The organism is Nocardia sp. NPDC051911, assembly GCF_040681035.1.
Taxonomy (GTDB): Bacteria; Actinomycetota; Actinomycetes; order Mycobacteriales; family Mycobacteriaceae; genus Nocardia; species Nocardia sichangensis.
Genome location: NZ_JBFAXY010000019.1, coordinates 48,723 through 68,904, shown reverse-complemented (window position 1 = coordinate 68,904; position 20,182 = coordinate 48,723). Strand labels below are relative to the sequence as shown.

At 67.1% G+C, this 20,182-nt stretch carries 20 protein-coding genes; 14 read left to right on the top strand and 6 right to left on the bottom strand.

Annotated elements, in window-relative coordinates; genetic code table 11:
• Positions 1-21 precede the first annotated feature (21 nt).
• The gene (locus AB0L97_RS23070; protein WP_364432861.1) at positions 22-1,692 is read left to right on the top strand and encodes an ABC transporter family substrate-binding protein; all 1,671 of its coding nucleotides are present in this window, start codon (positions 22-24) and stop codon (positions 1,690-1,692) included.
• Positions 1,689-2,351: a hypothetical protein gene (locus AB0L97_RS23065; RefSeq protein WP_364432858.1), complete on the top strand. Its 663-nt coding sequence runs from the start codon at positions 1,689-1,691 to the stop codon at positions 2,349-2,351. The genes AB0L97_RS23070 and AB0L97_RS23065 overlap by 4 nt, the downstream gene beginning before the upstream one ends.
• A gap of 315 nt (positions 2,352-2,666) precedes the next feature.
• On the opposite strand, the gene AB0L97_RS23060 is transcribed toward AB0L97_RS23065, so the two are convergent.
• On the bottom strand, positions 2,667-3,419 hold the full coding sequence (locus AB0L97_RS23060; RefSeq protein WP_364432855.1) for a TetR/AcrR family transcriptional regulator: 753 nt from the start codon (positions 3,417-3,419) through the stop codon (positions 2,667-2,669).
• 105 nt (positions 3,420-3,524) lie between these two features.
• On the opposite strand from AB0L97_RS23060, the gene AB0L97_RS23055 reads away from it, so the two are divergent.
• From AB0L97_RS23055 to AB0L97_RS23045, 3 genes are all read left to right on the top strand, one after another.
• Positions 3,525-4,607 (top strand): alpha/beta hydrolase, encoded by a 1,083-nt coding sequence (locus tag AB0L97_RS23055; protein WP_364432852.1) that lies wholly within the window; start codon positions 3,525-3,527, stop codon positions 4,605-4,607.
• A gap of 214 nt (positions 4,608-4,821) precedes the next feature.
• Positions 4,822-5,559 (top strand): GntR family transcriptional regulator, encoded by a 738-nt coding sequence (locus AB0L97_RS23050; RefSeq protein ID WP_364432849.1) that lies wholly within the window; start codon positions 4,822-4,824, stop codon positions 5,557-5,559.
• Positions 5,560-5,567: 8 nt separating this feature from the next.
• The gene (locus AB0L97_RS23045; protein WP_364432846.1) at positions 5,568-6,284 is read left to right on the top strand and encodes a sterol desaturase family protein; all 717 of its coding nucleotides are present in this window, start codon (positions 5,568-5,570) and stop codon (positions 6,282-6,284) included.
• 368 nt (positions 6,285-6,652) lie between these two features.
• On the opposite strand, the gene AB0L97_RS23040 is transcribed toward AB0L97_RS23045, so the two are convergent.
• Positions 6,653-7,207 carry a TetR family transcriptional regulator gene (locus tag AB0L97_RS23040; protein WP_364432843.1) on the bottom strand — a complete coding sequence of 185 codons (555 nt, stop codon included), beginning with the start codon at positions 7,205-7,207 and terminating at the stop codon, positions 6,653-6,655.
• A 119-nt stretch (positions 7,208-7,326) separates the two neighbouring features.
• Between AB0L97_RS23040 and AB0L97_RS23035 the strand changes: the two genes are divergently transcribed.
• From AB0L97_RS23035 to AB0L97_RS23015, 5 genes are all read left to right on the top strand, one after another.
• A complete protein-coding gene (locus AB0L97_RS23035; RefSeq protein WP_364432840.1) occupies positions 7,327-8,073 on the top strand; it encodes a carboxymuconolactone decarboxylase family protein in 747 nt (248 codons plus the stop codon).
• A gap of 133 nt (positions 8,074-8,206) precedes the next feature.
• Positions 8,207-8,413, top strand: coding sequence for a heavy metal-associated domain-containing protein (locus AB0L97_RS23030; RefSeq protein ID WP_356963323.1), 207 nt, complete (start codon positions 8,207-8,209; stop codon positions 8,411-8,413).
• Between the two features lie 16 nt (positions 8,414-8,429).
• Positions 8,430-9,374 carry a hypothetical protein gene (locus AB0L97_RS23025; protein WP_364432836.1) on the top strand — a complete coding sequence of 315 codons (945 nt, stop codon included), beginning with the start codon at positions 8,430-8,432 and terminating at the stop codon, positions 9,372-9,374.
• A gap of 34 nt (positions 9,375-9,408) precedes the next feature.
• Positions 9,409-11,655, top strand: a complete 2,247-nt coding sequence (locus AB0L97_RS23020) for a heavy metal translocating P-type ATPase (protein WP_364432833.1) — start codon at positions 9,409-9,411, stop codon at positions 11,653-11,655.
• Between the two features lie 93 nt (positions 11,656-11,748).
• Complete coding sequence (locus tag AB0L97_RS23015) at positions 11,749-12,855, top strand: low specificity L-threonine aldolase (protein WP_364432830.1); 1,107 nt, start codon at positions 11,749-11,751, stop codon at positions 12,853-12,855.
• Positions 12,856-12,979: 124 nt separating this feature from the next.
• Here the strand turns inward: AB0L97_RS23015 and AB0L97_RS23010 are convergent, their stop codons facing one another.
• Both AB0L97_RS23010 and AB0L97_RS23005 read right to left on the bottom strand, forming a co-directional pair.
• Entirely contained in the window at positions 12,980-13,324 is a 345-nt protein-coding gene (locus AB0L97_RS23010) for a hypothetical protein (protein WP_355073219.1), read from the bottom strand.
• A 105-nt stretch (positions 13,325-13,429) separates the two neighbouring features.
• Positions 13,430-14,293: an NAD(P)H-binding protein gene (locus tag AB0L97_RS23005; RefSeq protein WP_364432825.1), complete on the bottom strand. Its 864-nt coding sequence runs from the start codon at positions 14,291-14,293 to the stop codon at positions 13,430-13,432.
• 85 nt (positions 14,294-14,378) lie between these two features.
• On the opposite strand from AB0L97_RS23005, the gene AB0L97_RS23000 reads away from it, so the two are divergent.
• The 3 genes from AB0L97_RS23000 to AB0L97_RS22990 all read left to right on the top strand — a co-directional run bounded on the left by AB0L97_RS23000 (position 14,379) and on the right by AB0L97_RS22990 (position 16,460).
• On the top strand, positions 14,379-15,200 hold the full coding sequence (locus AB0L97_RS23000) for a helix-turn-helix domain-containing protein (RefSeq protein WP_364432822.1): 822 nt from the start codon (positions 14,379-14,381) through the stop codon (positions 15,198-15,200).
• Positions 15,201-15,350: 150 nt separating this feature from the next.
• Positions 15,351-15,875: a helix-turn-helix domain-containing protein gene (locus AB0L97_RS22995; protein ID WP_364432819.1), complete on the top strand. Its 525-nt coding sequence runs from the start codon at positions 15,351-15,353 to the stop codon at positions 15,873-15,875.
• Positions 15,876-15,887: 12 nt separating this feature from the next.
• Positions 15,888-16,460, top strand: coding sequence for a PIN domain-containing protein (locus tag AB0L97_RS22990; protein ID WP_364432816.1), 573 nt, complete (start codon positions 15,888-15,890; stop codon positions 16,458-16,460).
• Positions 16,461-16,980: 520 nt separating this feature from the next.
• Here the strand turns inward: AB0L97_RS22990 and AB0L97_RS22985 are convergent.
• A complete protein-coding gene (locus AB0L97_RS22985) occupies positions 16,981-17,445 on the bottom strand; it encodes a DNA-directed RNA polymerase subunit beta (RefSeq protein ID WP_364432813.1) in 465 nt (154 codons plus the stop codon).
• Between the two features lie 157 nt (positions 17,446-17,602).
• Here AB0L97_RS22985 and AB0L97_RS22980 point away from each other — a divergent pair, with 157 nt between their 5' ends.
• Positions 17,603-18,715, top strand: a complete 1,113-nt coding sequence (locus AB0L97_RS22980) for a helix-turn-helix transcriptional regulator (protein ID WP_364432810.1) — start codon at positions 17,603-17,605, stop codon at positions 18,713-18,715.
• Between the two features lie 39 nt (positions 18,716-18,754).
• Here AB0L97_RS22980 and AB0L97_RS22975 read toward each other — a convergent pair whose 3' ends face one another.
• The gene (locus tag AB0L97_RS22975) at positions 18,755-19,666 is read right to left on the bottom strand and encodes a nucleotide disphospho-sugar-binding domain-containing protein (RefSeq protein WP_364432807.1); all 912 of its coding nucleotides are present in this window, start codon (positions 19,664-19,666) and stop codon (positions 18,755-18,757) included.
• Between the last annotated feature and the right edge of the window lie 516 nt (positions 19,667-20,182).

The window sequence follows — 20,182 nt, the reverse complement described above, 5'->3', positions numbered from 1 at the left end:
CAACGAGCAGGAAGGATCACCATGCGGATTACCTCTGCGTGTGCCCGGCTGGCTTTGTCGCTGGTCGTCGTAGGGCTGACGCTCACGGGATGCGGCGGCGACAATGGTGTCACCGCGGGCAGCAGCACGATCGGCACCACCAACGACATCAATCCGAGGGACCCGAGCGAACTGCGCGACGGCGGGAACCTGCGGCTGGCACTCACCAACCTCCCGGAGAACTTCAACTACTTGCATGTGGACGGCGGAACGGAGACCGTCTTCTACCTGGTCGAAGCGACGATGCCCACCACTTTCGTCAGCGATGCGGCAGGACAGTTGAGCATCGCGCACGACTTCTTCACCGACATCAAGTTGATCGGCACCGATCCGCAGCAGGTGGAGTACACCATCAATCCGAAGGCCGTGTGGTCCGACGGCTCGCCGATCACCTGGGAAGATCTCCGGTCTCAGGCGAATGCACTGAGCGGCAAGGACAACGCGTTCCTCGTCTCGGCCACCGGCGGTTTCGAACGGGTGGGCAAGGTCGAGCGCGGCGCCGATGACCGGCAGGCCGTGGTGACCTTCGACCAGCCGTACGGCGAATGGCAAGGGCTGTTCAACCCGCTGTACCCGAAGTCGGTCACGGCGACGCCCGACACCTTCACCAACGCGGCCAAGAACGAGCTGCCGCTCAGCGCCGGGCCCTTCGTGATCACCTCCGTCGATCGCAGCCAGAATCGCATCGTGCTGGGGCGCAATCCCCGATGGTGGGGCGAGACGCCGAAGCTGGATTCCGTCACCTTCAGCGTGCTGGACCACTCGGCCTGGCTGCCCGCGATCCAGAACAACGAACTCGACATCGCCTACATGTCCGGCATCGAGAACGTCAGCGCGGCGCGCAATGCCGCGAACGTGGTCATCCGCCGCACGCCGGAATCGACCTGGTCCCACATCACATTCAATGGGGCACCCGGTTCCCTGCTCGCGGACCCACAGTTGCGGATCGCCATCTCGAAGGCGATCGATCGGCAGGGAGTGGTCACCGCCTCCCAGCACGGCGTCGTGGATGATCCCAAGCCACTGAACAATCACGTCTTCGTGGCGGGGCAGAAGGGCTACCAGGACAATGCCGCGCCGATCACCTACGACCCGGACGAGGCCGCCCGGATGCTGGACGCGCTCGGCTGGAAGCTCAACGGCGATGTCCGCGAGAAGGACGGCCGTAAGCTCGAACTCCGCGACGTGATGTACCAGCAGGACCAGTGGGTGCAGACCGCGCAGATCGTGCAGCAGAATCTCGCGAGAGTCGGGGTGAAGCTGATCATCCAGACGGTGCCGGGCACCGGCCTGTTCACCAATGTCATCGACCCGGGCAATTTCGACTTGGCCCAGTTCAGCTGGGGCGGTAGCGTTCTGCCGCTCAGCGGTTTGCGGCAGATCTACTACTACGATCCCGCCAACCTGCAGAGCAACAAGGCGCGCATCGGCACTCCTGAACTCAACGCGCTGATCGACCAGACCGTCGCCGAACTGGACCCCGACAAGGCCATTCAGCTGGCCAACCAATGCGATCGGATGATCTTCGAAGAGGGTTACTCCGTCCCGCTGCACCAGGCGGCGGGCACCTATGCCGCCCGGACCGACCTGGCGAACTACGGTGCGTTCGGCCTCGCCTCGCGCGACTACACCAAGGTCGGTTTCCTGAAGTGAGTTCCGGACGGGGCCATCCGCTGGCCTATCCGATCACCGTGACGATCGGCGCCCTCGCGGTCTGTGCCGCTTGGGCGCCGTTCGGCACTCTGGATCAGGTGGCGGCGATCGCGGCCGTCGCGCTCGGCGTCTGCGGGTACACCGGATATCGGCTCGCCCTCGCCTTCGGCATACTCCGATTCCGTCCTCCCTCCACCGCGCCGACCGTTCGGGTTGCCCGCATCCGTCAGCAGCATCGCTTGGTCGGCCGCTCGTGGTTGGAGGTGGGCGGCACAGGTCGCCCGCGGTGGGTTCCGGTGTACTTCGATCCCGCGCTGGTCACTCTCACCGAAACCGAAGGGGAGTTCACCGACCGCACGATTCACGTCGCGGGACGACGCCTCTACCCGTCCGGCCGCATGCGCGACGTCGAACCGCCCGGCCGTCTCATCGATAACCCCAGCCGCCCCGACCCCGGCGCACCCGCCCACATCGCGAAGGCCACCCGCCTGCGGCGCCGCCTCCTGCTCGACTCCCAATCCACCGTCGCCGCCCCCATCGCCGCCCTCCTGTGGGTCTACCTCGACGGTGGCGGCTTCTCGGTCTTCCTGGCCGCCACCACCATTGCCGCCGCCTGCACGATCTGGCTCTCCGCCGTGCAGGGCTCCGACCCCACCTGAATCGTCGGCCAAGAGCACCGCAGCGCCGAGCACTCGCGCGCGGCCGTCCGCTCCGTGAAACCACACGCCACCTCGCGAAAGTGCCCATGCGCCAGGCGCGCATCGACGTCCATCAGTGTCCGTTCCGCGTGAACTTTTCGGATTGCGCAGCGGCTGACCTGCGGCCCGGAGTGTTCGGATCTACCTTGCGAATTGAGGGATCTCGGCCCGGCACAGACCGGGGTCGGACTCGAACACCGCCACATCGGCCGACTCGCCGACGGCGAGGCCATTCACGACACCGTTGTCTCGGACGGGGCGGCGGCAGGAGCGATGTCACTTCCCGCCGTGGTCGATGAGCATCTGGACGCCGTCGAGTATGCGCTCGAGGCCGAATCCGAGCGGGTCGGCAACAGCCTCCGGCGCGAACGCGCCCTCGGCGATGGCTTTGGTCAGGGCGGGGAAACGGTCGGCGTGGCGGTCGAGTAGTTCGCCGGTGAGGCGGTTCCATTCCTCGTCGTGGCTCTCATCGAAGTCGGCCATCTGCTGGGCGTGGTTGCGTACCAGAGCGACGATCAGGAGAAAGACCTGATGCCGCTGGGCGGCGGTCAGGCCGGTCGGCTCCAGAACCGCCAGTGCGGCGTCCAGCCAAGCGAGTTGGGCCGGCCCCATGCGCTGACGACGCATCGCGGTCGCGGCGAGTAACCAGGGATGGTTCTGGTACACCTCCGATGACCGGCGGGCCCACTGCGAGAGCCGGAGCCGCCATCCGCTGCCGGCGACCGACAGATCGGGACAATCGGTCAGTACAGCTTCGACCATCAGCTCAACGAGTTCGGTTTTACCGGGCACATAGCGGTAGAGCGCCATCGCCGAGACGCCGAACTCGGCGGCGACCTTATTCATCGACACGGCGTCCAAGCCCTCGGCATCGGCGAGTGCCACCGCGACCTCCGCGATGCCGCGGGGCGAGAGCTTGGGCTTGGGCCCACGGGTGCGCCGCTCCTGCTCCCCCCACAGCAATGCCACGCTCGCCCGCAGGTCACGTGCCTTTTCCTTACCTTCTCGGGCAGCGTCTGTCCTGGCCATGACAGTCCTTTCTGGTGGTTACCGGCGGATGGGTTGACACCCACGTCCAATTGTATATACCTTAAACCCAGCTGCTGACGGCATAAACAGTTTAGGGAGATAACAATGCTTACGACCATCGTCCTCGCCGCCATCGTCGCTGCCGCTGCCGCGCCCGTTGCCGGGCTGCTCGGCCACCGGCAGCTCAGGCGTGCGGCCAACGCCAAGCGGCTGCGCATCACCACGACGAACGGCATCGACGAGTCCGGCTTCATCCGCATCGGCGGTATCGACCAGTGGATCTCGATCCGCGGCGACGACCTGCGCAATCCGGTTATCGTCGAAGTCCACGGCGGCCCCGGCGCTTCCAACCTCGTCTTCGCCCCACGCACCCGCGGCTGGGAGAAACACTTCACCATCGTGCGGTGGGATATGCGCGGCGCAGGCAAGACTTTCGGCCGCACCGCCCCGGACGGACAGGGTGAGATGAGCCTGGAGCGGTGGTACCGCGACGCCCTCGAGGTCACCGAGCATGTCCGGGCCCGGCTCGGCGTCGAGAAGGTCCTGCTGGTCGCAAACTCCTTCGGCACCGTTGTCGGGCTGCGCCTGGCCCGCAACCACCCTCAGCTGTACAGCGGTTACGTCGGCGCCGACCAGAACATCAACGCCGGCGGGCACAACCATTCGGCATACAACGCATTGGTGAGCCGGCTGCAGCAGGCCGGAAAACGTAAAGAGCTGGCCACGGTCACCGACATGGGTGCCGACAAGTCAGCGTGGTCCGCCGAGCAGTTGGCGGAGTACAACAGGCTCGTCGTCACCACCGATCCGCTCACCTACGACACCATAAAGACCGTGGTGATCCGCTCGCTGTGGTTCTCACCGCTGCACACGCTCGGCGAACTGCGCACCTACTTCAAAGGCATGACCTTCTCCGAGCGATTTGCACCCGAGGCCGTGACGATCGACGAATGGACCGAGGGCACCGCATTCGATATCCCACTGTTCATCTTCCAGGGCGACCAAGACGCCCTCACCCCGCCCGAACCGGCCAAGCGGTTCTTCGACGATGTCACCGCGCCGGTCAAGCACTTCGCGCTGATCGAAGGCGCCAGCCACTTCGCCTCCTTCCGCCACCCCGACCAGTTCCTCGACCTGATGCTCACCAAGGTCCGCCCCACCCTCACCGCCCCGCCGACCCATCGGTGACAACAGACTCCCGCGACCACGCTCGTGCGAAACCCCTGAGCCCACAAGAGGTCAGGGGTTTCGCACTGTCATGGTCACGCGGCCACGGATCAGACGGCGAACCGACCGCCGTCCAACACTTGCGCACCGCCCATTCATCGGCCAACGCCAGCCCCTCCAGGCGAAATTGGTCTGACCACTTGACCTCCTGACCACTTAGGCGCACAGTAGACGCATGGCGTTGCAACCTGTGGTCAAGCGATCGGTGTCGGCGGACGTGTTCGAGCAGATCGCCGCGGACGTGCTCAGCGGTGAGCTGGCGCCCGGGGCGACCTTGCCCAGTGAGCGGCAGTTGGCGGAGGCGCTCGGGGTGTCCCGGCCCGCGGTGCGGGAAGCCTTGCAGCGGCTGGCCGCGGCCGGGCTGGTGTCGGTGCGCCAGGGAGACGCGACGACCGTGCTGGACTATCGGCGCGGCGCGGGGCTCGAGGTTCTGCCCAGGCTGCTGGTGCAGGCCGGGGAACTGGACCCCGCGGTCGCACGCAGCATTCTGGAGGTCCGCCTGCACAACGGGCCGAAGGTGGCGGAGCTGGCCGCGCGCCGGGTCGGCGCGATCGGCGCGGGCGAGGTTCGTCCCCTGCTGGAGTCTTCCCTCGAAGCGCTTGCCGCCGAACAGGATCCGATCGCACAGCAACGGCATGCGATGGAGTTCTGGGATCACGTCGTGGACGCGGCCGACTCGATCGTGTTCCGGCTGATGTTCAACATGTTGCGCGCCGCATATGAACCGGCGCTCGCGGCGCTGGCCCCGATCATGTCCGCCGAGGTGGGCAACGTCGAGGCATACCGCGAACTGGCCGCCGCCATCGCCGCGGGCCGGCCGCAGAAGGCCGCCGGCACTGCTCGGGCGCTGCTCGAGCCGGCGACCACCGCCCTGATCGAGGTCCTCGGCGGACCGCCGGTCACGCACAGCTAGGAACGATCATGACCGAACCGAAAGCATCCGAACACGCTTCGATCGACACGGACGCACGGGCGCGGGTACGCAGGGATGAGCGGGCGCTGCGGCGCGGACTCACCCTCGGCCAGGCATTCGAAGAATTCCTCCGGCACCCCTCGCCGTGGATGATCGGGACCACGCTGGTGGGCGCGCTGATCGCTCGCGTCGTCGTCGGCGATTGGCAGCTCACCGATCTGCTGGTCCCCGCCGTGATGCTGGCGGTGTTCCCGGTGTTCGAGTGGATTGTGCACGTCACGGTGTTGCATTGGCGGCCACGGCGGCTCGGCCCGATCGCACTCGATAGCGAACTGGCCCGCAAGCACCGGGAGCATCACGTGGATCCGCGCGACATCCCGCTGATCTTCATCCCGACGAAAACGCTGGCGGTGCTGGTCGTGGTGTTGATCGCGCTGGCGGCCTTCGCCTTCCCCGGTTGGGGCCTCGGCCTGACCTTTCTGATCACCATCACCCTGCTCGGCCTGGGCTACGAGTGGACGCACTACCTGATCCACACCGATTACAAGCCGAAAGGTTCGCTCTACCGGGCGGTTTGGCGCAACCATCGCCACCACCACTACAAGAACGAGCACTACTGGTTCACGGTCACCAGTTCCGGTACCGCCGACCGCCTCTTCGGCACCTACCCCGACCCGGCCACGACCGAGACCTCACCCACGGCACGTAATCTGCACTCCGCCTGATCCAAGCAGGTGCCGCCCCGCGATAAGTCAGCCGGGGCGGCACCCGGCGCGCATACCCACGACCGCACTACCCGCACCGGGCATTCGGACCGCTGCGACCAAGGCGGTCCGGCGACGACTCCACCGGGTGGCACGCCGGTGAGCTCGCCCAACGGCCGCAGTCGCCACGACGCCGACAGCGACGGGTCCGCGATGACTACCCCGGGCGCCGCTCAGCGATCCGGGTGGCGCTTCGTCACAACGCCGACCGTCTCGCGACGAGTTCATGAAGCAAACAGGTCCGTAGCCAAGAAGCGGCTACACGCCACGGGCCCGATCACCGCGAGCGAGTAGACCCCGCATGCAAATCGGCGGTAGTACGTTAACTCTCACCGCGTCGCGAGCAAACGCTCCGCGATCGTGCGCGCACGATGGGCCGCCTCCGGAGTTCCCTCACGGACCGCGGTGACGATCGCTCCGTCGACCAGCAGCGCGAGTTCGGCGGCCAGCACCTCAGCGTCGGATCGCCCCGCTTCGGTGAGCAGTTCGTTCAGGTACTCGATCACGCGGCGCTTGTGCCGATCGGCGACCTGATGGGCAGCACTCTCGCGATCGGCCACCTCGACCATGGTGTTGATGAACGCGCAGCCGCGAAAGTCGTTGCGGGCGAACCGTTCGGCCAGAGCGTCGAAGACCGCGAGCGGGCGGGCGTCGGGGTCGACGGTCTGTTCGACCGATTCGCGCAGCCAGTCCAGCCACCGGCGGTCGCGATCCTCCAGCACAGCGACGACCAAGTCGTCCTTGCTCGCGAAGTGGCGATAGAAGGAAGCCCGGCCGACGCCGGACTCCTGGAGCAGGCGATCGATGCCTACGGCACGAATGCCTTCGGCATAGAACAGTTCTTCCGCCGTGGTGAGCAAACGTTGCTTGGCCTGGGTTGGCATAACGCCACGGTAGCAGAACGGAACTGATCAGTACCATCCGACTTGACCAATACGGAAACAACCGGTACCGTCTCGATTCGGCACCGATCGGTACCATCTTGTACGAGCTGGAGGCTTCGATGTCCCGCCTGCCCCTTGTGTCCACCGACTCCGCCGACGCCGAGCAGGCCGATCTGCTCGCCGAGGTACAGCGCCAGTTGGGCCGGGTCCCGAATCTCTACGCCGCCATGGCGAACAGCCCCGCCACCCTGCGCGGATACCTGAACCTGCGCGACGCGCTGACCAAGGGAAAGCTCTCCGCCCGGGTGCGCGAGCAACTCGCCCTTCTGGTCGCCAGCGAGAACGGCTGCGACTACTGCACCGCCGCGCACACCATGCGCGCCGACCGGATGGGTTTCACCGAGCAGGCGATCGTCGACACCCGCGCGGCGCGCGCCGACGACCCGCACGCCGACGCGATCCTGCGCGTCGCCCGTGACGTCCTCCGCTCCCGCGGCCGGCTCGACGACGCCGCGCTCGCCTCGGCGCGCGCCCGTGGCGTCAGCGACGCCGAACTGAGCGAGATCGTCGGCCATGTCGCACTGAACGTCTTGTCCAACTACTTCAACCATGTCGCCGAGCCGGAACTCGACTTCCCGCCCGCGGCACCGACGAAAGGCACGGCAATGGAAGCGAAATGGCGGCCCGCGAGCAAGGTTGTCCTGGTCGAGGGTTACTCCCTGGTGGACCGTGAGGGCCGGGCCGCACGCACCGTCGATGACGTCCACATCGCGATCGAGGGCGGATTCCTGCACGTCAAGGTGTCGGACTCGGCCGATGTGCAAGTGGTCTCGGCACCCGCCGTCGCGCTGGTGACCTACCGCTGATCCCGACCCACACAGCCCGGTCCGCGACTCGTCGCGGGCCGGGCTTTCGTCTGCTCCGGACTTGACATGTAGATACCCTAGGGGGGTAGGGTAGAACTCGAGAAGCAGACGAACCAGCAGGAGGACACCGACCATGAGCACCACCACCGTGACCGTCACCGGCATGACCTGCGGCGGCTGCGCCGCATCGGTCCGCACCGAGATCGGCCGCATCTCCGGCGTCGAGTCGGTGGCCGTCGACCTCGCCGACGGGCTGGTGACCGTCGATAGCGCGACCCCGATCGAACGCGCCGAACTCGCCGCGGCGGTGGTTCGCGCCGGCTACGCGGTCGCAGGCTGACGGACGGAGCACTCCGATGAACGCGACCATCAAATTCGGCGGTTTCACCCTCGGCCTCGCCGCGGTCTTCGGGATCGCACTCGCGGCCGGTGCGACCATCGGGCCGGAGCCCACCGAACCCGCCGCCCACGACTCGAACGCACACGGCGCCGCCCAAGGCGAGGACCACGCACTACCTGGAGGAATGATGGCGACCGACCGCGGCTACACCTTGCGGCTGGACACCACCCGAGCCACCGCCGCGGCGAACGTACCGCTGCGCTTCACCATCCTCGACCGGGCCGGAAAGCCCGTCACCCGCTACGTGCGCAGCCACGAGAAGGATCTGCACCTGATCGTCGTGCGCCGCGATATGGCCGCCTTCCAGCACGTCCACCCGGTGCTCGGCGCCGACGGGACCTGGAGCGTCCCACTCGACCTCAGCCGCGCCGGTGACTATCGCGTGTTCGCCGACTTCACTCCGCAGGGCGGCGAGAACCTGACACTCGGCGCGGACCTGCTGGTGGCGGGCATCTACGACCCACAGCAGCTGCCCGCTGCGATCTCCACCACCAACGTCGGCGACTACACCGTCACGCTGGACGGCACCGTAGTTCCCGGCCGGGCTTCCAAGGTGACGCTGTCGGTGAGCCGCGCGGGCAAGCCGGTGACCGACCTACAGCCCTACCTCGGCGCTTACGGGCATCTGGTGGCCCTGCGCGCCGCCGACCTGGGCTATCTGCACGTCCATCCGGAAGGCCACCCCGGCGACGGCGTGACCGCGGCCGGACCCGGCATCACCTTCGCCGTCACGGCGCCGAGCGCGGGCGACTACCGCCTGTTCCTCGACTTCCAGCACGAGGGCGTGGTCCGCACCGCCGAATTCACCTTGGCCGTCGCGCCGGGTACCCCCGCCGTAGACGCCTCGAGCCACAACGAACACACTGGTCAGCAGCAGGCGCCGGACGGCCACGTGCACTGACCCGCCGACCGCCGCACAGAACGGAGCACCCACGATGACCACCGCGACACAACCGCAGCCCTCCGGGCAGGTCGAACTCGTGATCGGTGGAATGACCTGCGCGTCCTGCGCCGCCCGGATCGAGAAGAAGCTCAACAAGCTCGACGGCGTCACCGCGACCGTGAACTACGCCACAGAGAAGGCCCGGGTGGACGTCACCGGTGACGTCTCGCCCGACGACCTGATCGCCACCGTCGAACAAGCGGGCTACACCGCCGCCCTGCCCGCGCCCCCGAAGCCACAAGAAATCGCCGCCGAGGAAGATCCCGCGGCGAGCCTGCGCACCCGACTGCTGATCTCCGTGGCGCTGTCGGTGCCGGTGATCGCCATGGCGATGATCCCGGCCTTGCAGTTCACCAACTGGCAGTGGCTGTCACTGACCTTGGCCGCGCCGGTCGTGGTGTGGGGCGCGCTGCCGTTCCACCGCGCGGCGTGGACCAATCTGCGCCACGGCGCCGCGACCATGGACACCCTGATCTCGATGGGAACGCTGGCCGCACTGGGCTGGTCGCTGTACGCCTTGTTCTGGGGCACCGCGGGCAGGCCGGGCATGACGCACCCGTTCGAGTTCACGATCTCCCGGATGGACGGCACCGGCAGCATCTACCTGGAGGCCGCGGCGGGTGTCACCACGTTCATCCTGGCCGGACGCTTCTTCGAGGCGCGCGCCAAACGGCGGGCGGGTGCGGCGCTGCGTGCCCTGCTCGAGCTGGGGGCCAAGGAGGTCTCGGTTCTGCGCAACGGAACCGAGCTGCGCATTCCGGTGGAGCAGCTGACGGTCGGCGACCGGTTCGTGGTGCGGCCGGGCGAGAAGATCGCCACCGACGGCGTCGTGGTGGAAGGTTCCTCGGCCGTCGACGCCTCGATGCTCACCGGTGAGTCGGTGCCGGTGGAGGTCGGCACGGACGACGCCGTGGTCGGCGCGACCGTCAACGTGGGCGGCCGGATCGTGGTGCGCGCCACCAGGATCGGTTCCGACACTCAGCTGGCGCAGATGGCGAAGCTCGTCGAGGACGCGCAGACCGGTAAGGCGCAGGCGCAACGGCTGGCCGACCGGATCTCCGGGATCTTCGTGCCGATCGTCATCGCGCTGTCGGTCGCGACGCTCGGATTCTGGCTCGGCACCGGCGGTTCGGTGGCCGCGGCGTTCACCGCCGCGGTGGCGGTGCTGATCATCGCCTGCCCGTGCGCGCTCGGACTGGCCACGCCGACCGCGCTGATGGTCGGCACGGGACGCGGCGCGCAGCTGGGCATCCTGATCAAGGGTCCCGAGGTGCTGGAGTCGACCCGGCGGGTGGACACGATCGTGCTGGACAAGACCGGCACCGTCACCGCGGGCAAGATGACGCTGCTCGATGTCGTCGCGGCCGAGGGTGAGCAGGTCGAACGGATTCTGGAACTGGCCGGGGCGCTGGAGGATTCCTCCGAGCACCCGATCGCCCAGGCCATCGCCAAGGGCGCCCGCGAGCGGGTGGGTGAGCTGAAGCCGGTCGAGGATTTCGCGAACGTCGAGGGCCTGGGCGTGCAGGGCACGATAGACGGGCACGCGGTGGTCGTCGGCCGCGCGCGGCTGCTCGCCGACTGGTCACAGCATCTCGACGACGACCTGACCCGGGCGATGCGCGCGGCCGAAGCCGAAGGAAAGACCGCCGTCGCGGTCGGCTGGGACGGCGAGGCGCGCGGCGTGCTCGTGGTGGCCGACGCGGTGAAACCCACCTCGGCCGAGGCGATTTCCCAGCTGCGCGCCCTCGGGCTCACCCCGATCATGCTGACCGGCGACAACCGGGCCGCCGCCGACGCGATCGCCGCGCAAGTCGGCATCGATGAGGTGATCGCGGAGGTGCTGCCGCAGGACAAGGTCGACACCGTCAAGCGGTTGCAGGCCGAGGGCAAAGTGGTCGCGATGGTCGGCGACGGTGTGAACGACGCCGCGGCACTGGCCCAGGCCGACCTGGGCCTGGCCATGGGCACCGGCACCGACGTGGCCATCGAGGCGGGCGATCTGACCTTGGTCCGCGGCGACCTGCGGGCGGCGGCGGACGCGATCCGCCTGTCCCGCCGCACCCTCACGACGATCAAAGGCAACCTGTTCTGGGCCTTCGCCTACAACGTGGCCGCGATCCCGCTGGCCATGGCGGGATTGCTGAACCCGATGCTCGCGGGCGCCGCGATGGCGTTCTCCTCGGTCTTCGTGGTCAGCAACAGCCTGCGGTTGCGTGGCTTCCGCTCGACAGCCCGATAACACGGAACACCGGACGGGACGGCACGCGTAGTGTCGTCCCGTCCGGCATTTCGAGCGAACTACAGGCCTACCCGTGTCGACCGAGGAGGACCGGTGAGCGACAGCTCTCCCGAGCCCGACCACGAGGGCGAGCCGCTCCGCGGATTCGCCAGCGACAACAACGCCTCCGTGCACCCGGAGATCATGGCGGCGCTCGCCGCTGCCAACGAGGGCCACCAGCCGGCCTACGGCGCGGACGTCCACACCGCCCGGCTACGCGAGCTGATCAAAGGGCATTTCGGCGAGCGTGCCGAGGTCTATCCGGTCTTCAACGGCAGCGGCGCGAATGTGGTCGGGTTGCAGGCGATGTGCGACCGGTGGAGCGCCGTGATCTGCCCGGAGTCCGCGCACATCCACCTGGACGAGTGCGGCGCACCCGAGAAGGTGGCCGGGCTGAAAGTGATTCCGGTGCCCACTCCGGACGGCAAGCTGACGCCGGAGTTGCTCGACCGGTACGCATGGGGCTTCGGCGATCAGCACCATGCCCAGCCCAAGGTCGTCTCCATCACCCAGAGCACCGAACTCGGCACCCTCTACACGCCCGGTGAGATCGCGGCGATCGGCGCGCTGGCGCGTGAGCGCGGCATGCTGCTGCACGTGGACGGCGCCCGGCTGGCCAACGCGGCCGCCGCGCTCGACCTGCCGCCGCGCGCGTTCACCACTGACGCCGGGGTGGACGTGCTGTCGTTCGGCGGCACCAAGAACGGCCTGATGCTCGGTGAGGCGATCGTGGTGCTCGACCCGGACGCGGTTCGCGGCGTGCAGTACCTGCGCAAGGCCGCGTTGCAGCTGGCCTCGAAGATGCGGTACGTGTCGGCGCAGTTCGTCGCGCTGCTGGAAGGTGACCTGTGGCTACGCAACGCGCGGCACGCCAACGCGATGGCGGCCCGGCTGGCCACGGCCGTCGCCCGGGTCCCCGGCGTCGAGATCGTACGGCCGGTCCAGGCCAACGCCGTCTTCGCCATACTGCCTCGGGAGGTCACCGAGCGGCTGCGGAAACGCTTCCGCTTCCACACCTGGGACGAGCGCACCGGCGAGGTCCGTTGGATGTGCTCGTTCGACACCACCGAGGCCGACGTGGACGCCTTCGCGACGGCGATCGCCCAGGAAATGGCCGCTCAGGACGCGTTCCCGGAAACCGCGGGCAACCGAGCACGATGATGAAACACCGGACGGGACGGCACACGTAGTGTCGTCCCGTCCGGGCATCCGCCAGGAGGTCTCATGCGCATAACGCCATGGGCGAGCATACCTCTGGCACACCGAATTCCGAAACGAAAAAAGCTCAGCCGCGCAGCGTGGTGACCGTGACCAGCGACGGTTGGATGAATGCCCCGTAGACCTCGATCGACACCCCACCGGTCGGGGTTTCGGCGGCCCATTGGGCGTGCTCGGTGATCCCTTCGCCGAGAAGCGCTTTTGCTCCGGGCGACCATGCGACGGCCACCTGGCTCAGCACCGGTCCGAGGTTCAGGTTCGCGATCGCCGCGGATTCACCGTTGTCGAAGTAGACCTCCGTGCCACCGGGGAACGGATTCACCGCGACCGCCGAGGCACTCGCCCCGCCGAACGCCGCTGCCGAACCTCCCGCTACGAGCGCGACCAAGACCGTCATGACCCGTCGACGCATCCGAATCCCCTTTTCGTGTAAACGCACTGACCACGCGGCCAGTCATGTCACCCTTGCCGAGCAGGCAGCGTTCGGCAATTCGATGTGAGGCCAATCACATATACCCTATGACGTGCGCACCGCGGCATCGAATGCCCGCACATTGTCGGCAGCCCATTCGGCGAAAGTTCGCGCACGCCCGAGTATCCGCCGCACGTCGTCGGTGACGATCGCGTTATGTCCCGCACGCACATACGCTTGCCCCGCAAGCGCACCGTCCGCGAATTCGGCGGACATTCCGGACGCGAGCATGTGTTGCCGCGCTTCGGTTTCCGGAATGTCGGCAACCTCCACCGTTCGGCCGGTCACGGTAGCCAAAGTGGCGGCCAAATCGTGCGTGGTGAGCAATTCCGGCCCGGTGAGGGTGTAGATCCGGCCCGCGTGCTCGGCGGAAACCAGCGCTTCGGCGGCGACACCGGCGACGTCACGAGGATCGATCACACCCTGTGCGGCGGAGCCGGTCATATTCGGCACCGGCTGCCCGGCACGAATCGCGGCGGCCCAGCTCAGGGTGTTGGAGGCAAAAGCGCTGGGGCGCAGAATAGTCCAGTCGACTCCGCTCTCGCGTGCGGCTTGCTCACCGGGCAAATGCCAGGTTCCGACCCGGCCTAGTCCGGCATCTCCGGTGCCGATGGCGGAAAGTTTGACGATCCTGGCAACTTTCGCGTCCCGCGCGGTGGCGATGAGTGCCCGGTCGGCATCCACATATTCCGGGCCCAGCACGCCGACGACGAACGCGGCCTCCGCACCGACCATCGCCTTCGCCATGGACGCGAGGTCGGTGTAATCGCCGCGCACCACTTCTACCCCGGCGGGTACCTCCGCCCGGTCCGGGTTTCGGGTGACGGCCCGGACCGATATCCCTCGCTCGCTCAACTGCCGGACGATTTCACTGCCGATGGTGCCGGTCGCACCCGTGATCACGATCATGTGGACCACCGTGCCGGGCGTTCGCGCAGGTCTCTAGGAAATTCCGGCACACCTGGCGCGGCAGCGACTGCCTACAGTGGATCCGGTGATCACCCTGCCGCGCGTCGTGACCGCCGATCTGGTCGAGACGTCCGAACCCGCACCGGAGTCGCTGCGGCCGTGGCTGGTCGAACTCGGCCGCATCCCCACCGTGCTCGACCTCTCCGAGCCGTTCGCGCACATTCCGCAGACGGCCACCACGATCGTGCTGCGCGCCGAACACGGAGATGCCGGAGCCACCCGCGCCGCGCTCGTCGTCGGCCCGCAGACGAAAGCCAGCTACTCGCGCGCGAGCAAACCCGCAGGTTGCGTGCGCCTACGACTCGCGCCCGGTGCCGTCCCCGCCCTGCTCGGAGTCCCTGCGGCGGACCTCACCGATCGCGTAGCGCGACTGGACGACCTACCCGGCCCGGTCGCGCACCTCGCCGCCGAGCTGATCGAACTCGAGCACGACGAGGTCGTGCCGTACCTGGAGAACGCACTGCCGCGCCGCATTCCCGACGATCCGGCCCAGCGCGCCCACCGCCGACTGCTCGCCACCGCCGTAGCAACCATCGCCGCCGCCCACCCGCTCCCCGTCCCGGAACTCGCCACACGCCTCTCCGTCAGCGAACGCCAGCTCCGCAACCTGTTCACCACCGGAATCGGCGTCTCCCCGAAACACTTCGCCCGCATCGACCGCGTCCGGCGCGTCTTGTCCCGAGCCGAAGACACACCGTGGGCCGACCTCGCGGCAGGCACCGGCTACTACGACCAGTCCCACATGACAGCCGATTTCCGCAGCCTGATGGGCGTGCCGCCGACGTCGTTCCTCCGAGGAGACGTGCCCGCCCCTTCTCCGTGCCGCGCACTCACACGCTTGCGTTGACCGAGGCGACCGAGCACGGCGCAACACGCGCAGTTGCCGAACTGTGTCCACCACCTCTCTCGACATCGCACGGAAGCCGTGCGATGCTTATTCGAAAGATTCGAAACATCTTGCGGAATTTTCGCTTGATGTGCGAATGGAGGCACAGACATGACTACGGCGATCGAAGCGCGGACGTTCGTGCCGGAACACACTGAAACATTGCCTTCGCTGCTGGACTTCCTGATCGCGCACGCCATCTCGCAGGGTCCGGATCCCTCGGTGCGCTATGCACTGGTCGGTGCGAGCGAAAGCGATCGGATAGAACTCCCACCCGAAGTACACGAGGCACTGGTGCAGGTGGTCACGGCGATGCAGGCGGGTAAAGCCGTAACTGTCGCGCCGCGCAGCATGACACTGACCTCGCAGCAAGCAGCCGACCTGCTGGGCGTCAGCCGGCCGACGGTCATCAAGCTGATCGAGCGCGGTGAACTGCCTGCCGAGCGCATCGGTTCCCGTCACCGTCTGCGGCTGGACGACGTACTGGAGTACCAGGAAGCGCGCAAGGTACGGCAGTACGAGGCGATCGCAGCGAGCACCGTCGATATCGACGCCGAGGACGATCCCGACGCGGTGCGAGCGCGGCTGAAGGAGGCACGCCGTGCTGTGGCGGCGCGGCGACGAGCGCAGAGCTGAGAGAATCACCGTGTGTTCGCGGTAGTGCTCGACACCTGTGTGCTCTATCCCAGCTTGCAGCGGGACTTCCTGCTGTCGCTCGCCGTGGAGAGCTTGTACCGGCCGCTATGGTCGGATCGGATCCTCGAAGAGGTCGAGTACACCGAAACGGCCAAACTTGTTGAGCGGGGCGAGGTTCAAGGCGAAGCCGAGCGGCGGGCACAGCGTCTCGTCGAAACGATGCGAGCAGCGTTCGACGATGCCTTGGTGCGGAACTGGGAACCCCATGAGGGAACCTTCGGGCTTCCCGATCCCGACGACGAGCACGTGCTCGCCGCCGCCCTGGTCGGTGGAGCGGGCGCGATCGTCACCAGCAATGTGAAGGATTTCCCGGATACGCGGGTGCCCAGGCATATCCAGGTGATCGAACCAGCGCTCTTCGCGGCAAACACAGTCTCGACTGCTCCCGAGACAGCACTTCGCGCATTGACGAGCCTGAGCCGCCGTTACCGCAACCCGCCCCAATCGATCGATGAGCTGCTGAACATTCTCGAGAAACGCTACGACATGACCGAAGCTGTGGAAATGATGCGCTACGTCGGCTGATCTCACCGGCTCGCGCTCACTCGTTGCCGCTAGCAGGGCACGAACGATCGCAATACAAGCGTTCACAAGGGAGGCGGGGCAAGCCGTGTGCGCCGTCCGGGAGGATCTCCACCGCGTCGGGATAATGGGTGTGCCGCCATTCCCGTGCGAAGGTGATCGCCGCCGTGGCGCATGCGGCGAAATCCATTCGCAGTCCGTGTAGGAATACGCTCACGTGAACGTCGTTCGATGGGTTCATGGATGAATCGCCACACATCACGCACCTGGTCCCGGTGTGGACGTCGCGCAATCGCTCACGACTCCGGCTGCGTTCGTTTCGGTGCGGCGGAAGTATCGGTAGTCCTCGCGGCTGGCTATCACCGCCGCGACGAGCGTCGCGCACGATGAGTAGTCGCATTCGTAGTGCAGTTCCAGCGCCTTTCTGGCATTCGCGGGACTGGATACCGGCCAGTGTGGGTTGTCATGTGCGTGCCGGAACCGCGACTCATCGACGCGGAGGAGCCGCCTCGTGCGCAATTCGTCATCCGACATGAGTTGTCCCCGACCTGTGCCGAGTACGCGGCATCTGGTCCGCCCAGGCCCGGACGGCTTCGACTACGAACCTGCCTGACGGGCGGAAGGCGGTGCGCGGCGGCACTATCCAGTGCCGGATCGCGCCTACCGCAGCGGTTGGCGAAGGCAGCGCGATCGTCGCTCCCGTCCGCGCGACCGCCACGTCCAGCCGGAACAGTTCGGCGAACAACCGCACGTCATCGGGCAGATCGGGCTGGATGAGGAAGGTCCAGCGCCCCGAACGCGGATGTCCCACAATCGGTCCCAACGGGACGCTTCTGTTGTGCATGTGCGCCTTCACCGCCTGCCCCAGGCGAGTGGGCATCGTCATCGCCCACACCGACCCGGCCCGCATCACGATCCGCCCGAGTTCCGGCGGGTCGACCACAGCGGGCAGACCGCACTCCTGCCGATAGAACAAGCATCGCGACAACGGTGTATCTCCGCGCGTTTCCATTCGGTACCCCCACTCCCATACGATTCGGACCCGCCTCTACCAGGCGGTACGTAGTAGTCTCGGATCGATCGGTGGGGCGCGGAATCGATTTACAGTCCACAAGAGTCCACAGAATCGGGGGTGCGTCGGCTCCATGGAGAATCCTGGATTTTTGCTCCGCACTGCGCGGCTGAGCCGGGGGGTCAGCCTGGCCGCGCTCGCGGCGAAGACCAACTACAGCAAGTCGCTGCTCGGCATGTTGGAGAACGGGCAGCGCGATGTGAAGCAAGAGCACATCATTGGCTACTCACGGGCGCTGAATATTCCGATTGGTGCCCTCATGACGCCATCACCGGACCCGATCCGAGTCGCGCACGAATGGCTGGTGGCGGATCCTGTACCCAAGGCGCGTGCCTCGACTGGTCGGCGCGTCGGAGAATCGCTGGCGACCGAAATGGAACACCGTGTGGTCCAGCTTCGGCATCTGGACGACAGTGTCGGTGGCGAGGACTTGTTCCCCTTGGTATTGCAGGAGTTCGAAAGCGCACGGGAAGTCATCACGGAATGCAGCTATTCCGAACGAGTGGGCAAGCGGCTGTTGACAGTCGCGGGTGAGCTCGCACAACTCGCCGGGTGGGTGGCCGGCGACGCAGGTAGATATGACGACGCCCAGCGGCTGTACCTGAGCGGCGCATCGGCCGCCGATGATGCCGGAGACCGCGTATTGACGGCGCAACTTTTATCCAGCCTCAGCTATCAGATCGCCAATATCGGCAATCCCAGTGAGGCCGCGCTGCTCGCACGTACCGCCGTCAAGGGAGCGATAGATGCACCTCCGGTGGTCCGGTCCTTGCTGACCGATCGCTTGGCGTGGGCATGCGCACGGTCGCGTGATCGCGAAGGAGCCGAACGAGCGCTCGATGCGGTCGACGAGTCGTATGAGCGCAGGTCATCGGACATTCCTGAGCCGGAGTGGGTGTATTGGATGGACCGTACCGAGATAGACGTGATGGCAGGCAGGTGCTTCGTCGAGCTGGGCGAACCAGCCAAAGCGAGCCCACTGTTGTCCCGCGCGATCGGGCAACTCTCGGCCGACCGAACCCGCGAAGTGGCCCTCTACCGCACCTGGCTCGCGGAGTCTTTCCTGAGGAAGCGTGAACTGGACGCAGCGCGCGCAACCATCCGGCAGGCGGAGAAGGCTGCCGCCACCGCGCACTCGGCACGGCTGGATCGGCGGATTGCCGAAGTGCGGGGAATGCTGACCTGAATGAGCACTCGCGGAATCGCGCTGGCTACGAGCCGAAACTCAATTGATCCCGTCGATCAGCAGTTTCGCAGCCACCGCCGCCCCGTCCGAGCGGATCATGCCGCCCACTTCGTTCGCGCGCGCTCGGGTGGTAGACGCCAATGCGATGTCGAGAGCGGCGGACAATGCGGCTGCGCTGGGGTCGGCTTCCGCACACGCCGCTCCGATGCCGAGGTCGACCACCCTGCGTGCCCAGTACGGCTGGTCCATCATCTGGGGTACCACCACTTGCGGGACGCCCGCCCGGGCGGCGGCGGTCGTCGTGCCCGCGCCGCCGTGGTGGATGACGGCGGCGACCCGGCCGAACAGCGCTTGATGGTTGACCTCGTCGATGGCCATGCAGTCGGGCAGGTCATCGATCAGGGCCAGCTCGGCCCAGCCACTGGAAAGGAGGACTCGGCGGTCGTGGGCGCGGATCGCTTCGATCGCGGCCCGCGCGATCCCGCCGCGCATCGGCATACTGCCGAACCCGACATACACCGGGGGTGTGCCCGCGTCCAGGAACGCCGACAAGTCGGTGGGCAAGGCGCGTTCGTCGGGGACGATCCAGGCACCCGTCTGCACCACGTTCAGTTGCGGCGATTGCGGCCATGGACCCAGCACCGGGTCCGCGGCCAGCCACGGACTCTCGGTGATGACGTGGTCGCGTACGTCGGTGACCGGCCCTAGCCCGAGCGCCGCCCGGCCGGTATCGAGCGCGTGGCCGAACTGTGCGTTCCAACCGTGGCTGTCGATTTCCCACAGCAACTGGTTCGCGATCGCCTCGGGCGCGGGTCGATCGCCCGGCAGCGGCATCGGCGGGTGATGTGGCGAGGGCAGACTGGTCGGCTGGTAGCTCACATACTGGTAGTGGATGCCGAGTTTCTCGGCGACGGACCGGGCCGCGACCTGGGTCACGCCGGCCGCGACCACAACGTCGCATCCTGCGGCCGCTGTGGCGATCGTGTCGAATTGGATTCTGGGCCAGTCCGTCACAAATCGCGACAGCTCAGCCCGCGACGGTCTCCCGGCTCGGGAACCGGCCTTCAGCGGCCCCAGCGGCACTATCGGCACCCCCAGGTCAGCGCAACGCGGGGCGATATCCGGTGGCGCGCACACCCGCACCCGCGCTCCGAATTCCCGCAACCACAGCGCGAGCCCCAACATCGGCTCGCTGTCGCCGCGCGACCCACTCGCCGTCAACAGCACCCGCACGGGTCACCGACGCTCTACAGCTGGATGCACACTGATGCGCCTGGCCCGAACGAAGTCGACGATGCCGCCCATACCGACCATCATCGACCCGGAACACGTTGCCCCCCTGCGCTTCCGTTCCCATCCCGGAGAACCTGTGATACGTCACGGCAGCCGTTGCTACGACCGGCTCGACGAGTGAGCAGACGCGCTCGACCATGCGGCCAGGCAGATCACGCTCGCCGAGCAAACAGC

Bases quoted from the DNA above. Each gene is read 5' to 3' on its own strand.
- AB0L97_RS23070 (WP_364432861.1), top strand. From the start codon at position 22: ATGCGGATTACCTCTGCGTGTGCCCGGCTGGCTTTGTCGCTGGTCGTC.
- AB0L97_RS23005 (WP_364432825.1), bottom strand. From the start codon at position 14,293: ATGATCGTGATCACGGGTGCGACCGGCACCATCGGCAGTGAAATCGTC.
- AB0L97_RS23025 (WP_364432836.1), top strand. From the start codon at position 8,430: ATGAACGCGACCATCAAATTCGGCGGTTTCACCCTCGGCCTCGCCGCG.
- AB0L97_RS23050 (WP_364432849.1), top strand. From the start codon at position 4,822: ATGGCGTTGCAACCTGTGGTCAAGCGATCGGTGTCGGCGGACGTGTTC.
- AB0L97_RS23010 (WP_355073219.1), bottom strand. From the start codon at position 13,324: ATGCGTCGACGGGTCATGACGGTCTTGGTCGCGCTCGTAGCGGGAGGT.
- AB0L97_RS23040 (WP_364432843.1), bottom strand. From the start codon at position 7,207: ATGCCAACCCAGGCCAAGCAACGTTTGCTCACCACGGCGGAAGAACTG.
- AB0L97_RS23060 (WP_364432855.1), bottom strand. From the start codon at position 3,419: ATGGCCAGGACAGACGCTGCCCGAGAAGGTAAGGAAAAGGCACGTGAC.
- AB0L97_RS22995 (WP_364432819.1), top strand. From the start codon at position 15,351: ATGACTACGGCGATCGAAGCGCGGACGTTCGTGCCGGAACACACTGAA.
- AB0L97_RS23055 (WP_364432852.1), top strand. From the start codon at position 3,525: ATGCTTACGACCATCGTCCTCGCCGCCATCGTCGCTGCCGCTGCCGCG.
- AB0L97_RS23020 (WP_364432833.1), top strand. From the start codon at position 9,409: ATGACCACCGCGACACAACCGCAGCCCTCCGGGCAGGTCGAACTCGTG.
- AB0L97_RS23045 (WP_364432846.1), top strand. From the start codon at position 5,568: ATGACCGAACCGAAAGCATCCGAACACGCTTCGATCGACACGGACGCA.
- AB0L97_RS23030 (WP_356963323.1), top strand. From the start codon at position 8,207: ATGAGCACCACCACCGTGACCGTCACCGGCATGACCTGCGGCGGCTGC.
- AB0L97_RS23035 (WP_364432840.1), top strand. From the start codon at position 7,327: ATGTCCCGCCTGCCCCTTGTGTCCACCGACTCCGCCGACGCCGAGCAG.
- AB0L97_RS22980 (WP_364432810.1), top strand. From the start codon at position 17,603: ATGGAGAATCCTGGATTTTTGCTCCGCACTGCGCGGCTGAGCCGGGGG.